Source organism: Kribbella sp. NPDC049227, from assembly GCF_043197265.1.
Lineage (GTDB): Bacteria > Actinomycetota > Actinomycetes > Propionibacteriales > Kribbellaceae > Kribbella.
The window spans coordinates 552,036-564,719 of sequence record NZ_JBICST010000008.1 but is presented as its reverse complement, the minus strand read 5'-3'; the positions used below and the strand labels follow the sequence as shown (position 1 = coordinate 564,719).

The window sequence follows — 12,684 nt, the reverse complement described above, 5'->3', positions numbered from 1 at the left end:
AGACCCGGCGCAGCGACGCCGATCCGCGATGGAACGCCGATCCTGCGAGGGCACCGATCGACAGCGCCGCCGCCACCCCGGGACGACCGCTCGCCGTACTCTGACCAGCCAACGGCCGTCACGTGGTTGTGGTGGGGACGAGGACACCACCCGCCGATGATCGACTGTGCGGTCCATCCAGGTGACGCCGTCCGCAGAGCCCTCCGTCGCCCCACGGCACAACGCAGCGATCGTCCCGGAACCCGCGCCGCACCCGAACCCCGAACCCAAACCCTCGCCCTCGCCCGAACCCGCGCCCGAACCCGCGCCCGCATCCGCGCCCGCACCGGCCCCTCGCCCTCGCCCGCACCGGCCCCGGCCCCGCGCCCCGCACCCGCGCCCCGCACCCCCAGCCGCAGCCGCAGCCTCAACCGAGACCCGGCCGTGAGCTCGCTGACCCGTCGCCGATGTCGATGGGCGATGCGGGGTAGCCGTCGCGGAGGAGTGCTGTGAGCCGGGGGCCCAGGTCGGGTGGGAAGACGGGGTCTGGTGTCGATGCGAGTTCGTCGGCGGTCCACCAGTGGGAGCCGGTGAGGTAGGTCTGCTCGTTGTCGGTCAGCGCGTGTGGTGTCGGGGTGAAGTGGTCGGTCCGTGCGACGAACCAGCGCTCATGCGTGTCGGTCTGGTTGCCTCGCCAGGAATAGACGTGCCGTCGGAGCCAGACCTCCGGCCCGATCTCCACCTCGCGTCGGCCGGTTTCCTCCAGGATCTCCCGACGGCCTGCGGCCACGGCATCTTCACCGTCTTCGATGCCGCCACCGACCGGGTACCAGATGGGTTCGTGTTCAGGCGATTCACGGCCGCGCAGGAGGAGCAGCCGGTCGGTCTGATCGAGGAGGAGGATCTTGACTGTCCGCCGGAGTACAGACATCAGGCGGGCTTGATGGAGAGGTCGGTGACTTCGGATTCGCGGAGCGCTTTGACGACTCGGTCCGCGGCGGCGAAGTGCCAGAACTGGAAGCCGGTGGAGAAGTGCAGGTCCTTGGTGGTGTCGTCGTCGAGGACTGCGAAGCCGACGAAGTCGCCCAGCGGATGACCGTCGCGGTCGAGTACCTCGACCGGGAATGTGCGGTAGCCCGTCGCGCCGATCGACTCCAGTACGTCGACGAAGCGGCGGGACGCGATCTTGGCGGCACCGGTGGTCCAGACCAGGTCGCCCAGCCGCGTCCCCCGGTTCGACTGCACGAAGCGGGGGACGAAACCGAGACGCTCGGTCTCACCGTTGGGGATGAGCTGATAGACGTCGGAGCCGTCCGGAAGCAGCCACGGGACCGGACTCGGCCGACCGTCGTACTCGAGCAGCACCCAGACGTCACGGTTGGTCGAGCGTGCCTCGAGGAGATAGGTCATGGGCAAGTGTAGGTATATCTGCCCTGGATGGAGTCCTTGTAGGCCAGCACCTGCGCCGCGGTCGGCGCCGGATTCTGCTCGAAGAACGTCTGCCACTGCAGGTTGTAGTCGTACGCCATGCTCTGATGGTTGCCTGGGACACCTGTTCTCGAGCACCACCAGCGCAGGTAGATCGGGTCGTGGATGTTCGGTATGCCGGCCGCGTTGAACTGCGTCTCGAACTTCTTCGGCAGCGTGTGGTGGGCCTGCGACTCGGCCTGCGCACCGTGCGTCTGCAGCGTGAGGTTCGGGATCTTGTTGGCGTTGGTGAACGGCAGGCCGATCCAGAACAGGCTGGACTTGACGCCGGTCGGCTCCAGGCCCGGCGGGCCCATCTCGGCGGTGAACTCACCGTCCTGACTGATCCCCCAGTCGTCCGGCTGGGCAGCGCACTCCGGCGGCACCGTCATGTCCGCCGTGACTTCCTTGAGGTCCTCGAGACCCTTCGGCTCCTCGCCGGGATCGCCGGGAACCGTGACGATCTGCGGATCCGAGTAGACGTTGACCGAGTCGAGGTCCGCCGTGATGCAATAGATCCGGAACCTGACCTGCGCCAGCGACGGAGTCGCGCTGTAGTTGCCCAAGGTGATGGACAGCTCGACCTGCATGCCCGGCAGGACGACGACGCGAGCGTTGACGTCGACCGAACTGCCCGGGCTGACGGTGTACAGCCCGGCGGGAGCGGCCGCCGTCGTGGCGGGCCCTGCCTGGGCGTGTGCCGTGAGCGGCACGATCGCCAGTACGGCGGCACCGAGACCGATCAGGGTCTTACGGACGAAGGTACGCATGATCATGCCGCCCTCAGCCCAGGACCACTTGCTTGTCCCAGCCGTAACACAGGTCCTTGGTCGGCCAGGACTTGTCCACGCAGGTCTGCCACAGGACCGTGGTCCCCTTGCCCATCGGAACCGCGCCGACGGTGAACTCTCCGCAGCCCAGCTTGTTCGGGATCGTCTGTACGGCGCCGCCGACGGTCTTCCACTGCACATAGACCGAATCGTCGTCGCACGCCGTGTCGTAGACCCAGATGTGCTTGAAGACCAACTGGAACTCTCCGCGGGCTCCTGTGATGGTCTGGGTCGTGGTGACCTCGGTGGTCCTGGCCGACGCCGGCAGCGCCGCAGCTAGTAGTAGGGCGGAGGCGATACTGATGCCGGTGATGAGGCGATGCTTGCGCATGGCAACTCCTTGGTTGGGGCGGTGACGTGTCTGAGGCTAGGGAGGTGGCCGGGACCATGGCGCGGGTTTTGCAGGTTGTTGCAGCGCCCGTTGCACCTTGTTGCAGAGAACGGGCGGGCAGACGGGTTCGGGGGGCTTGACAGGGAGTTCTCAGGTTGAGGCGGTAGGTTTCCGCCAGACATCTCGTGAGGAGGGTTCTGCATGTCCAAGAAGACCCATCAGCAGCAGCTTGCGGCGCGGAAGGCCAAGCGGCAGGCCGAACGGGCGGCTGAGCACGCACGGCAGCGACGGAATCTGGCGATCACGATCACGGCGATCGTGGCGGTCGTCGTGGTCGTGGTCGGGGTCTTCGTGGTGATCGGGACCGGGAACGACGGGGACACGCCAACGGCAGGGGCGTCCACGGCGCCGACGGAGTTGCCGGCGTCGGCGGGGCCGGACAACAAGCCGAAGAGCATTCCGACCGCCCTCGCGGCGGCGCCGAAGCGGGCGACCCCGCTGCCGGCCGAGGTGAGCTGCACGTACAAGAAGGGCAGCGAGGACTCGGGCGGGAAGAAGGTGGACCCGCCGGCCGACGGGAAGGTCAAGGCGTCGGGTACGTCGAACGTCAGCCTGAACACGTCGATCGGCGACCTGCAGCTGAAGCTGGACAGCGCGCTGGCGCCGTGCGCGGTGAAGAGCTTCGTCAGCCTGGTCGGGCAGAAGTACTTCGACGGGACGAAGTGTCACCGGCTCACGGTGGGTGAAGGCCTGCAGGTGCTGCAGTGCGGCGACCCATCGGGGACCGGGAGCGGCGGGCCGGGGTACAGCTTCGCGGACGAGGTGTTCCCGACGCTGAAGTACGGTCGCGGGGTGCTGGCGATGGCGAACTCGGGACCGAACACGAACGGGAGCCAGTTCTTCATCGTGTACGGCGACGCGTCCGGGTTGGGCCCGCAGTACACGGCCTTCGGAACCATCGACGAGCCGAGCCTGAAGCTGATCGACAAGGTCGCGCAGGCGGGCGTCACCCCGCAGCAGGGCCCGACCGACGGAACCCCCATCACCCCGGTGGAGATCAAGACCGCTACGTCGGCTGCCTGACCAAAAGGACAAACCGCGCCGCCCGTCCCTCCGGACGGGCGGCGCGGTCTATTTCAGGAGCGCGGCCGGCTGTGCCTCGGTCAGGCGAGGAGGCCGTACTTGGAGCGGGGCCAGGACAGAAGGGCCTGGATCTGGGTTATGCCGGCTTGCTCCAGCAACTGCACGGGGCCGTCGGCGAAGTGGTAGAGGTTGGTGGCGGGATCCCGTGCCTCGGTCCAGGCGCGGTCGGCGTACGCCTGCATGGTCTTCTTGTAGCGGGGGTCGGGGGCGACCGAGTCGAGGATCAGCAGGTTCTTGAAGTAGATGGAGTTGAAGCGCGTCGGCTGCTTCCACAGCCGGTCCTCGGCGCCGTAGAAGGCGAGGGACGCGTTCGCGACCGACTTCGCGTCGCGGAGGTACTGCCCGTCACCCGTTGCCTTGAACAACAATACGCCGGCGCCGAGCATCACGCCCTGGTTGTAGCTCCACTGGGTCTTCTCGACGGTCCCGGCCAGGTCGATGTGGTCCCAGTACAGACCGTTCGGCGCCAGCATGCAGGTCTGCGCCCACTCGTACATCCGCTTCGCCCAGGTCAGGTACGACTTGTCCCGGGTGAGCAGGTACAGATGCGCACCGAGCTCAGCGCCCGGCCCGTTCGACACCGTGTTGCGGTCCTGGCTCCACGGCGCCTGGGTCCAGTACACCCCGCCGGCACACGGGTGCGACGGGTCGGTGTCCCAGCCGTGCACGACGAGCGCGAAGATCTCGCGCGCACGGTCCAGCGCCGCGCGGTCCCCGGTCCGCTTGTAGTGCTGGACCAGGTTCAGCCCGATCCACTCGTTGTCGTCGTAGAACTTGTCACCACCCTGGCCGAGCGGCGGCCGCACGTACGAGTCGTACCCCTTCGGCGTCGTCCCGGCGTTCCAGTACGGCTCGTACGCCGCGATCCGCCGATCCGCCTCCTCGGATGCCGTCCGGCCGGCGCCGGGCACCCCGGCGAGGTTCTCGGCCGCGATCGCCGCCTGCGAGTACGGCCAGACGTAGGAGTACGGGTTGGTCTGCGTGTTCGGGTACTCCTCCAGCAGGAGCCCTTGCTGCCCCGCGTCGAAGTACTTGTTCAGTGCCTCGTACGACGCCTTGGCGCGGGAGGCCGGACCGGTCACGGCGTCAGCCGCCGTGAGGTGAAGTGATCCGAGGACGGCGACCGCGAGCACACCCGCCGCGATCCGACTTGATATACCAAATTTCCTGGGCATCGACCTGCTCCTCCTGGGCGGTGGCGGTTGACATCGATGTCACGTTCTAACCGGCGGACCGACACCCCGTCAATGCCTCAGCGATCCAGCGTCATGGACGGATCGGTTGGTATATCAAGGGGATCGACCGGGAACGCGATCCAGCCGGACCGCAGATGCAACCGGATCCGGAACTGGTCGGCGGTGAGCGCCCGCTTCCCCTTGGACCCGACGGCCTCCACGGTGACCGCCCGCCCACCGGACGGCCCGACCCCGGTCCGCTTCACCACCCGCAGGCTCTGGATCGTCCCGACACCGAAGGCCGCTTCGACCTCCGCCGCCGTCCGCGTCACCGTCCAGGTCACGTTCGGATTCCCGTTGCCCGGATACGCGTCCCAGCCGTCCGCCTTCATCACCTGGTAGGGAATCGGCCCGGCCGCCGTCGCCCCGCCGTTGGACGACGAGAACTCCGCGATGATCGGCTTTCCCTTGTACAACCGCACCTGCCCGGCCGTCGCGGCGATCGCGGTGTTCGTCGACGACTTCTCCGAGTCGTAGCCGCCGTACACCTGGCAGGCCGTCGTGTCACACAGGTCGTAGGCCTTCCGCGTTGCCCGGCTCCGATGGAAGACCGAATACGTGCGCGCGGCAACCGCCTGCGCCTGCAGGGCGGCCGGCTTCCAGCTGGACACGGCCTCCCGCGGTACGACGCCGCGCAGGTAGTACTCGAGGGACACGACGTTCACCGTGTCCAGATGCACACCGGACACGTCGACCGCCCGCAGCGCACCGCGATACCGCCGTACGGCGCCACTCGGCAGGATCAGCCCGATCACCGGTGCACCCTCGAACTGGGTGATGCCCGTGAACGTCTTCCACAGCGTCCATGTGCGCGTCTTGGTGTTGAACGAGCGCACCTTGGTGCCGTGGTCGCCGTACGGATCGATCGACCACTGGTTCCGGGTCGATGCCCTGGGCAACTCGTAGACCTTGCGGGTGACGAGATCACGAACCTTCAGGTGGTTGACGACGCCGACACGGATGCCGTCGGTGGTGTCCGCACTGACCCTGACCCGGATGCTGCCGGTCGCCTTACCCGTGGTCGTTCCCGGGTAGTAGAAGTCGAGGATCTGCTTGACCGACTTCCCCGCGATCGCCGCGCCCTGAGCGCCGTACTGCGACATCCCCCGTCCGTGGCCGAAGCCGCGACCGCTGATGGTGGTGTCCGCGGCCGCGGTCGGGTCGATCTCCCGCGCCTGCGCGGTCGCGCTGACCAAGGTGGAGGACAAGACGATCGCGGCGACTGCGCGCTTGTTCATGTCGCACTCCTGTACTGGACGGTGATCTGGCGCCGGCTCTGGTTGTAGTTCAGCCAGCCGTGCTGGTACCGCTGCCGCGAGCCACCTGCCATCTTGTAGACCTCGGTGGTCGGCAGCCCGAGCCGCGACCGCTCGGCGCCGAGGCTGCGGTACCGCGAGCGGAACATGCCGACCGTCGAATGGGGGCCGGTAGCAACGGAGTAGAAGATGTCGCGCTTGGCGAAGTACGTCGCCCAGCCCGTCCGGGTCCGGTGTTCACCCCAGAACGGCGGGCCGACCGTGCCCAGGCCGAGCTTCAGCGCGAACCGGTAGATCGGCGTCGCGACGCTGCCGCCCATCAGCACGTCGACCCGGTGCCTCAGCCACGGCAACTGCTTGTACAGCTGGGCGCCCGGGCACGCCGTCGCCTTCGTGTCGCGGTGCCCGGAGATCGTGAGCAGTTTGGTGCCGGCGAGCACCACGGTCGACTTCGGCGACCGGTAGTAGGCATCGAACTTCCACGCGATCACGCGCGCGGTCTTCTCCAGCATCGCCTGCGTCGGTGCGGCCTTCTCGAAGTTGCCGATCAACGCGATGCCGAACGAGTTCGTGTTGAACGAGCCGGTGTGCGCACCGAGCACGGGCAACTGCGCACCGCCGTACCGGCCCTCGAAGACGCGGCCGAAGCGGTCGACGAGGAAGTTGTAGCCGAGGTCGCACCAGCCGCGGCTCTTCACGTGGTACGCGTACATCCCGCGCACCATCGCGGCGACCTGCGTGCGGGTGTAGTCGTTGCGATCCGCGGTGTGATGGACGAACGCGGCCATCACGGTCTGCGTGTACGTCGGCCGCGCGCATGCCTTCCCGTTGTGACTGCGCAACCGCTCGTCCGCACCCCACTGCTTGCGGCTCGCCATCGCCGGCATCGGGTACGGCGTACTGCTCGCACTCGCCTGCACATCGGGCGGTTCAAAAGAATCACCGGCCAATACACCCGGCTGGATCAACACCACTTTTGCATCGGCGACCGATATACCGTCACGTAAGACAGCACTCGCCTGAACCCCGGTCGCATTACCGACCCACAACGGTTCGGTACCGGAGCGCTCAATTCCTTCAGGCACCAATGGATCGGGACCGTGCTCGTCCTCGACGGTCAGCGACTCCCAGGCGCTCCACTGGCCGTTCTGCTGGACGCGGACCTTGGCCTGCACTGCCTGCACACCCACGGGCCACGTGATGCCGACCATCGCGAAAGGCTTCGTCTCGACAGCAACAGAAAGTCCGTCGAGCGACAGTTCCTGGTACGACAGCTCGATCTCGGCGGTCGTGTGCGGCAGGTCGGGGAGGACCAGTGAGACAACGGTGACAGCGAGCGGGAGCAGTCGGGAGAACGTGCTCATGGGCCAGCCTTCCGGCGGAGGTACGACGGTCGCTGGGCGGCGCTCATCGATTATGCGCGCTGGGTGACCGCTTTCCCGGTATTGCGTGACCCTGCGTGGCGGCGAGGTTTTGACGGATTGGATAGGCTCGGCGTAAAGCCGTCGAGGCTTGATCCCTACGTTTGAAGAGGCCCGGCATGGAACTCATCCTGATCATCGCGGTTGTGGTGATCGCGGTGCTGGCATATCGCTCGTACCGTCGGACCCAGCTGCAGAACAAGCAGCAGCACCAGATCACCGCCGCCGAACTGGAATCGGTGAAGCGGACCGCCGACGAGGACATCACGCGGTTCGGCGAGGAGTTGCAGGACCTCGACCTGGACATGGTGGGCAAGGACCTCGGCGACGGGGCCCGGCAGGACTACCAGCGCGCGCTGGACTCCTACGAGTCGGCCAAGCAGGCGGTCGGCCAGGTAACCGAGGCGGATCAGATCAAGCACGTGATCGAGATCCTCGAGGACGGCCGCTACGCGGCGGCCTGTGTGCGCGCTCGGGTGAACGGCGAGCCGCTGCCGCAGCGCCGCCCGTCCTGCTTCTTCAACCCGCAGCACGGTCCGTCCGTGGTGGACGTGACCTGGGCGCCGCCGGGCGGTGCGCCGCGTGAGGTGCCGGCCTGTGCGGCCGACGCCGAGCGGGTCCGCGCCGGCGCCGAGCCGGATGTCCGCAAGGTGATGGTCGGCCCGCAGCGAGTGCCGTACTGGGAGGCCGGTCCGGCCTACTCGCCGTACGCGCAGGGCATGTTCGGCGCGCTGGGCGGTGTGATGACCGGCATGTTCCTCGGCACGATGCTCGGCGGCATGTTCGCGGGCGGCGGCTACGGCGACTACGCGGCCGGGTACGACGGTGGCGGCGATGGTGGGGGTGACGGCGGCGGCGATGGTGGCGGTGACGGCGGCGGCGACTTCAACATGGGCGACGGCGGCGGCGACTCCGGCGGCTGGGACTTCGGCGGCGGAGACTTCGGCGGCGACTTCTGACCGACCGCTCCACAAAAACCACCCGCGGACAGGTGTCCGCGGGTGGTTTTTGTTGCTAGCAGCAACTGGCAGACACACGACTTGGCGGGTTCAGGCCAGTGGGAATGTCTTGCTGGGGTGTCGTGCGGGTGGTGAGGATCACGGCGACGAACCATCTGGGGAGGATCCGTGAGGCGACACCTTCGGCGTACCTTGATCGGCGTACTGGCGGCAGGGTTGCTCGCCACGTCGGCGGTGAGTGCGCAAGCTGAAGAACGACCCGGCAAGGTCGAGCCGGCGCTGGCGGCGCAGCTCGATGCGGGGCAGTCCGGCTTCTGGGTGCGCTTCGCGCGGCAGCCCGAGCTGAAGTCCGCGGCACGGATCACCGACTGGAAGGCGCGCGGCGAGGCCGTCGTCTCCGCCCTGCGCGCCAAGGCGGACAGCGATCAGGCCGGCGCCACGAAACTGCTGCGCGAGGCCAAGGCCGACTACGTCAGTCTGTACATCGACAACTCGATCTACGTCCGCAACGGCAGCCGTGAGCTCGCCGCCAAACTCGCGGCCGATCCCGAGGTGGTGTCGCTGCGAGCTCCGAAGACTTACACGGTGCCGAGGGACGAGATCGTCTCGAAGGATGCGGCGAAGACCCAGCTCGCGGCCGGGCCTGAGCTCGGAGTCAAGGCGATCCACGCCGATCAGGTCTGGAACCGGTACCAGGCGACCGGCCAGGGCATCGTGATCGGCAGCATCGACACCGGTGCGCAGTACGACCACCCGGCGCTCGTTTCGTCGTACCGGGGCACCAACGGTGACGGCACCTTCACCCACGACTACAACTGGTACGACCCGGCCAGAGTTTGTGCGACGGAGACCCCGTGCGACAACGTCGGGCACGGCAGCCACACGATCGGGACCATGGTCGGTGACGACCACAACGGTCGCCAGATCGGAGTCGCCCCCGGCGCCCGCTGGATCTCGGCGAAGGGCTGCGAGACCGACCAGGTGTGCACCGACGTCGCGCTGGGCCTGAGCGCGCAGTGGATGCTGGCGCCCACGAAGCTGGACGGCTCGGACCCGGATCCGTCGAAGCGGCCGAACATCATCAACAACTCCTGGGGCTCCCCGGTGAGCAACCCCTGGTACCAGGAGTACGTCCGGCAATGGGTTGCCGCCGGCATCTTCACGACCTACGCGGTCGGCAACGCCGGACCCGGCTGCGCGACCGCCGGTTCTCCGGGTGACTACCAGGAGGCGTACGCGGTCGGCGCGGTGGACCCGCAAGGGGCGATCGCGAGCTTCTCCTCGCGCGGCAACCCGACCCGTGACGACATCAAACCGAACATCGTCGCTCCCGGTGTCCTGGTCACGTCGAGCCTTCCCGACAACCGCTACGGCATCATCAACGGCACGTCGATGGCCGCGCCCCACGTCAGTGGTGCCGTCGCCCTGCTGTGGTCGGCCGCGCCCCAACTGATCGGCGATCTCGCCGCCACCCGGGCGCTGCTGGACCGCACCGCACGCGACCACGACGACGCCAGCTGCGGCGGTACGGCCGGCGACAACAACGTCTACGGCGAAGGCATGCTGGACATCTACGAGGCGGTCAGTGACGCGCCGCGCCCCAACGCCGGCCTGCTCACCGGAACCGTCACCGACAGCGCGGGCGCACCGGTGTCCGGGGCCCGGCTGAGCGCACCGAACAGCAATGTGGTCACGACCGGCCCTGACGGCAGATACGAGCTGTACCTCGACGCCGGTGACCACGACGTGTCCGTGCAGACGTTCGGCTACGACACACAGCACGTCGCCACCCACATCGACGCGCGCGGCACGACCACGAAGGACTTCCAGCTCGTCACCACGCCACGCGCGACGCTGAGCGGTTTGGTCCGCGACGGCTCGGGCCACGGCTGGCCGCTGTACGCCAAGCTGACGATCGACGGCGTCCCCGGCCAGTGGTACACGAACCCGGCCACGGGCCGGTACACGCTCGACATGCCGGTCGGCACCAACCACAAGCTGACAGTGCGGCCGGTGTACGGCGGTTACACCACCACACCGGTCGAGGTGGAACTGGCCGACGATCTGGTCAAGGACATCAGCATCCCGATCGATCAGCGGTCCTGCAGCGCACCGGGGTACGACGCCCAGTGCCAGAAGGTCCGTGGCGGTCTGATCCAGGGTGTGGTCAAGGACGTGAACACCGGCCTGCCGGTGAACGGTGCCACCGTCACCCGGGCCACGCAGTCCGCGAAGACCGTCACCACGCCGGACGACCCGACGCGGCCGGACGGGTTCTACTGGCTGTTCGCGCCGGCCGGGACCGACAAGGCCACCGCCGCGATGCGCAGCTACCAGCAGCAGAAGAAGGCTGTCACGGTCCAGACCGACTGGGTCCGGACGCTGAACTTCTCGCTCAAGGCCGGACGGCTGAAGGTGACCGAACCCGAGGTGAGCGCGACGCTGCAGCTCGGCAAGACCGCGCAGCGCACACTGACCATCACCAACGACGGCACGGCGCCGGCGTCGTACTCGCTGTCCGACGTCCAGCGCAGCTTCGAGTTGCAGGGTGGCAGTACGGGGGGATTCGCCGGGAGGAGCTCCGGTACACCAGTTCGGCGTGTCCCCGTCCAGCCGGACGCGGGCCCCGTCACCCGGGCCGAGGCGGCCCGGACAGACGCTGCCGCCCAACCGGCCGCCGAGTGGTGGCTCCCGATCGCCAATCAACCGCTCGCGCGTGAGGACGTCGCCACCGCCACCCACGACGGTCTGCTGTACGCGGCCGGTGGCGCGGTTCCCGATCCCGCGACCAGCGGCACCATCATCGTGCCGGTGTCCTTCGTGTACGACCCGGTGACGCTCGCCTGGCGACGGATCGCCGACATGCCCGAGGGCCGGCAGCGGCCGTCGGCCGGATTCGTCGGCGACAAGTTGTACGTCGTCGGCGGATGGGCCGGCGAAACCCATCAGGTGGCTGCGAAGACGCTGATCTACGATCCGGCCTCCGATCGCTGGACGACCGGGGCGGACAACCCGAAGCCCTGGGCCGCGTCCGGCTCAGCCGTACTGGACGGGAAGGTCTACTCGGTCGGCGGCTGCGCGGGCGAGTGCCAGGTCGCGACGGCGGACGTGACTGCCTACGACGCGGCGCACAACAGCTTCCAGGTGCTGGCGCCGTACCCGGAGCCCATCTCCTGGCCGTCGTGCGGTGGCCTCGACGGCAAGGTGTACTGCGCCGGCGGCCTGACCGTGAACGAGGCGGGCACGCGGCCGAAGAGCACCCTGCACAGCTACTCCTACGACCCGCAGACGAACGCCTGGTCGAGAGTCACCGACCTCCCGGTCGAACTCTGGGCGAGCGCCTACGCGGTCGCCAACGGGAAGCTCGCCGTCAGCGGTGGGGTCGTGGGTCCCGACTCGACGCTGCTCACCAACGAGTCGTTCGAGTACGACGCGGCGACCGACACCTGGACCAAGCTGCCGAACTCCTCCACGCCGATGTACCGCGGCGCCGGGGCGTGCGGGATGTACCGGGTCGGTGGTCTCCAGGACTCCCGGATCGTCGCCAGCGCCGAGCAACTGTCCGGTCACGGCAACTGCGAGGCGTCAGGCTCCGACGCGCCCTGGCTGTCGGAGACGGCCGCCGGCGGCACCCTGGCTCCCAACAGCAGCGTGACGGTCACGCTGACCGTCGACTCGACGCAGGTGACCCAGCCAGGTGTCTACCGGTCGGATGTCTCGGTCCGGGAGGACACGCCGTACGCCGTGCCGCCGGTTGCCGTCACGATGAACGCGCAGGCACCGGCCAGCTGGGCTCGGGTCTCCGGGACGGTGACCGGTCAGGCCTGCGAGGGCGGCACGGTGGCGTTGCCCGGGGCGACTGTCGCGATCGACCGGCGGACGGACTCCTGGACGTTGGCGACGGCGAACGATGGCAGCTACGCCCTCTGGGTGCCTGGTGCCGCGGCGAAGGCGCGGATCGTGGTCGCCGCGGACGGCTACCGGCCGGCCTCGGTCGACGTAGCGCTCCAGAAGGGGGCGAACGTGCTGCTGCCGTTCACCTTGCGGCCGCTGTACTGCTGAG

10 protein-coding genes are annotated in these 12,684 nt (G+C 68.2%); 3 read left to right on the top strand and 7 right to left on the bottom strand.

The genetic code is table 11. From position 1 onward, the window contains the following. Positions 1-406: 406 nt before the first annotated feature. Genes ACGFH6_RS35850 through ACGFH6_RS35835 form a run of 4 tightly spaced genes read right to left on the bottom strand, consistent with a single transcriptional unit; the run spans position 407 to position 2,607 of the window. A complete protein-coding gene (locus tag ACGFH6_RS35850) occupies positions 407-910 on the bottom strand; it encodes an NUDIX hydrolase (RefSeq protein WP_393393217.1) in 504 nt (167 codons plus the stop codon). Next, positions 910-1,389: a hypothetical protein gene (locus ACGFH6_RS35845; RefSeq protein ID WP_393393215.1), complete on the bottom strand. Its 480-nt coding sequence runs from the start codon at positions 1,387-1,389 to the stop codon at positions 910-912. Before ACGFH6_RS35845 ends, ACGFH6_RS35850 begins: the two co-directional genes overlap by 1 nt. Further along, positions 1,386-2,222, bottom strand: a complete 837-nt coding sequence (locus tag ACGFH6_RS35840) for a hypothetical protein (protein WP_393393212.1) — start codon at positions 2,220-2,222, stop codon at positions 1,386-1,388. The genes ACGFH6_RS35845 and ACGFH6_RS35840 overlap by 4 nt, the downstream gene beginning before the upstream one ends. A 7-nt stretch (positions 2,223-2,229) precedes the next feature. Further along, positions 2,230-2,607, bottom strand: a complete 378-nt coding sequence (locus tag ACGFH6_RS35835; protein ID WP_393393209.1) for a hypothetical protein — start codon at positions 2,605-2,607, stop codon at positions 2,230-2,232. Positions 2,608-2,808: 201 nt separating this feature from the next. On the opposite strand from ACGFH6_RS35835, the gene ACGFH6_RS35830 reads away from it, so the two are divergent. Beyond that, on the top strand, positions 2,809-3,690 hold the full coding sequence (locus ACGFH6_RS35830; RefSeq protein WP_393393207.1) for a peptidylprolyl isomerase: 882 nt from the start codon (positions 2,809-2,811) through the stop codon (positions 3,688-3,690). A gap of 80 nt (positions 3,691-3,770) precedes the next feature. Here ACGFH6_RS35830 and ACGFH6_RS35825 read toward each other — a convergent pair whose 3' ends face one another. The 3 genes from ACGFH6_RS35825 to ACGFH6_RS35815 form a co-directional block, all read right to left on the bottom strand. Next, positions 3,771-4,925, bottom strand: a complete 1,155-nt coding sequence (locus ACGFH6_RS35825) for a glycoside hydrolase family 76 protein (protein ID WP_393393204.1) — start codon at positions 4,923-4,925, stop codon at positions 3,771-3,773. Between the two features lie 77 nt (positions 4,926-5,002). After that, a complete protein-coding gene (locus tag ACGFH6_RS35820) occupies positions 5,003-6,223 on the bottom strand; it encodes a SpoIID/LytB domain-containing protein (protein WP_393393201.1) in 1,221 nt (406 codons plus the stop codon). Continuing rightward, positions 6,220-7,605, bottom strand: coding sequence for an N-acetylmuramoyl-L-alanine amidase (locus ACGFH6_RS35815; RefSeq protein WP_393393197.1), 1,386 nt, complete (start codon positions 7,603-7,605; stop codon positions 6,220-6,222). The genes ACGFH6_RS35820 and ACGFH6_RS35815 overlap by 4 nt, the downstream gene beginning before the upstream one ends. Before the next feature lie 176 nt (positions 7,606-7,781). Between ACGFH6_RS35815 and ACGFH6_RS35810 the strand changes: the two genes are divergently transcribed. Next, the gene (locus ACGFH6_RS35810; protein ID WP_393393194.1) at positions 7,782-8,621 is read left to right on the top strand and encodes a hypothetical protein; all 840 of its coding nucleotides are present in this window, start codon (positions 7,782-7,784) and stop codon (positions 8,619-8,621) included. A 168-nt stretch (positions 8,622-8,789) separates the two neighbouring features. Continuing rightward, entirely contained in the window at positions 8,790-12,683 is a 3,894-nt protein-coding gene (locus ACGFH6_RS35805; protein ID WP_393393191.1) for a S8 family serine peptidase, read from the top strand. Position 12,684 lies beyond the last annotated feature (1 nt).

Bases quoted from the DNA above. Each gene is read 5' to 3' on its own strand.
- ACGFH6_RS35850 (WP_393393217.1), bottom strand. From the start codon at position 910: ATGTCTGTACTCCGGCGGACAGTCAAGATCCTCCTCCTCGATCAGACC.
- ACGFH6_RS35845 (WP_393393215.1), bottom strand. From the start codon at position 1,389: ATGACCTATCTCCTCGAGGCACGCTCGACCAACCGTGACGTCTGGGTG.
- ACGFH6_RS35840 (WP_393393212.1), bottom strand. From the start codon at position 2,222: ATGATCATGCGTACCTTCGTCCGTAAGACCCTGATCGGTCTCGGTGCC.
- ACGFH6_RS35835 (WP_393393209.1), bottom strand. From the start codon at position 2,607: ATGCGCAAGCATCGCCTCATCACCGGCATCAGTATCGCCTCCGCCCTA.
- ACGFH6_RS35830 (WP_393393207.1), top strand. From the start codon at position 2,809: ATGTCCAAGAAGACCCATCAGCAGCAGCTTGCGGCGCGGAAGGCCAAG.
- ACGFH6_RS35825 (WP_393393204.1), bottom strand. From the start codon at position 4,925: ATGCCCAGGAAATTTGGTATATCAAGTCGGATCGCGGCGGGTGTGCTC.
- ACGFH6_RS35820 (WP_393393201.1), bottom strand. From the start codon at position 6,223: ATGAACAAGCGCGCAGTCGCCGCGATCGTCTTGTCCTCCACCTTGGTC.
- ACGFH6_RS35815 (WP_393393197.1), bottom strand. From the start codon at position 7,605: ATGAGCACGTTCTCCCGACTGCTCCCGCTCGCTGTCACCGTTGTCTCA.
- ACGFH6_RS35810 (WP_393393194.1), top strand. From the start codon at position 7,782: ATGGAACTCATCCTGATCATCGCGGTTGTGGTGATCGCGGTGCTGGCA.